General features: G+C 59.6%; 1 protein-coding gene and 2 pseudogenes. All 3 read right to left on the bottom strand.

The genetic code is table 11. The annotated features are described in order from the left end of the window. Nucleotides 1–408, bottom strand: a pseudogene (locus U4E84_RS17415) (hypothetical protein); the annotation flags it as partial. A gap of 56 nt (nucleotides 409–464) precedes the next feature. Then, nucleotides 465–1,022 (bottom strand): annotated as a pseudogene (locus tag U4E84_RS17410) (nitrous oxide reductase accessory protein NosL). A 160-nt stretch (nucleotides 1,023–1,182) separates the two neighbouring features. Then, nucleotides 1,183–1,400, bottom strand: a 218-nt coding sequence (locus U4E84_RS17405) for a sulfite exporter TauE/SafE family protein (RefSeq protein WP_322533352.1), incomplete at its 5' end; no start/stop codon positions are given.

Raw genomic sequence — 1,400 nt, 5'->3', positions numbered from 1 at the left:
GATGTCGCGATCGTGGACTTCTTTGACAACGAAGTGGGCAGCAGCGTAGACGTACTTGTGAACGGCGTCGTCGAATCGATTTCGCCACGCCCGCGAGAACGCTGATTCGTCGGGCACTCGACTGAACCCGAGGATCGTCGCTACCTCTGGCTGCCGGGTGAGTCATCGAGAGAAGCAGGCGTATGAGTCACCCGATATCTCCATGAAAACGAACGAGAGCACCATCGCGCGAAAGGAGAGCGGCGCAGGATGCCACGCTGGATATCCGTCTTCAATCGCGTCAGTCGAATGTTCGAGGTTCTCGAATACGGTGACGAGGTCTAGTCCTTCGAGTTCGTTTCGGATGGCGATCCCGAGCTGGTACGCTTCGCACAAAGAGCGTGATCGTAGATGCTCGCCGGAAGCCATGCTATCAGAACCACTTATACGATTGCTGAGATGAATACGTCGATAAAGAGGCCAATCTACTCCATCTCAGTCATCTGGATACCCTCAACAAGAGATCTGTCGATGTCATCATATTCGATGGTTCGTCCACCGTGCTCGTCCGCGAACGCTTCGGCTTCATCGGTGTCGGAGAACGGCATCAGGTCCGGTCCCATCCCGCCCATCACGTCGGTTTCGACAGCCTAGGTAACCCCAGTCGCATCGCGGAAGGTATCGGGCGCGGTCGGTGCCGGGATCTTCTTTCGTTCCGTCTCCTCAGGAATCTCCCAGTCGACACGAGAGTAGTCTGTGACGTATATGGCGGTCGCCTCCGCGCCCTCGTCGCGCATGTCGAAGTGGTACGGGAAGAGTCCGTGTGCAAGCGTGTGGAACCAAGCGAGGTGCGCGGTGTCTTCGGACTCCTCGGCGGGCCCCTGTTTCGGTTCTGGGTGTGCGTCGGCGTAGAAAAGCTGTCCGTTTGGCCCGCCGTGGTCTCCGATCACCATCCCACCTTGGTAGTCCGTTTTCTGTCCCGACAGGGCCACCGGGTCGGGAACCGACTCGCCGCTCCCGCTGCGACAGCCGGCGAGACCCATCGCGATCCCCGCACCGATCGCGTGAATGGCGTGTCGATGTGATGGCGAGCCATGTTCGGAGCTGTGGTTCATATACTATCGTTTAGTCACGTACCGAATACGATTCTGGTGCGGCCGTCGAACGTCGTTTCCACGGAGAGGCGAGCAGACCGCAGACGTGTCAGTGCCCCATCCCGCCGAGCGGCTGGTAGTGTGGGAACATCGGATGCGGGATATGAACGCCGAGCGCCATCAGCCCGTGCGCGAACAGAACGTACCCCAGTACAACGAACACGACGCCGAGCAGCCGATGGACGCGACGCCGGTGCGTGACATCGATCGACTGGATGACCGTCCCGTAGAGGAAGACGGCCGGGATGGTCCCGATACCGAGAGCCC

Origin of the sequence: Halorubrum sp. AD140, from assembly GCF_034497445.1 — an archaeon.
GTDB lineage: Archaea > Halobacteriota > Halobacteria > Halobacteriales > Haloferacaceae > Halorubrum.
This window is presented reverse-complemented; position numbering and strand designations above follow the sequence as displayed.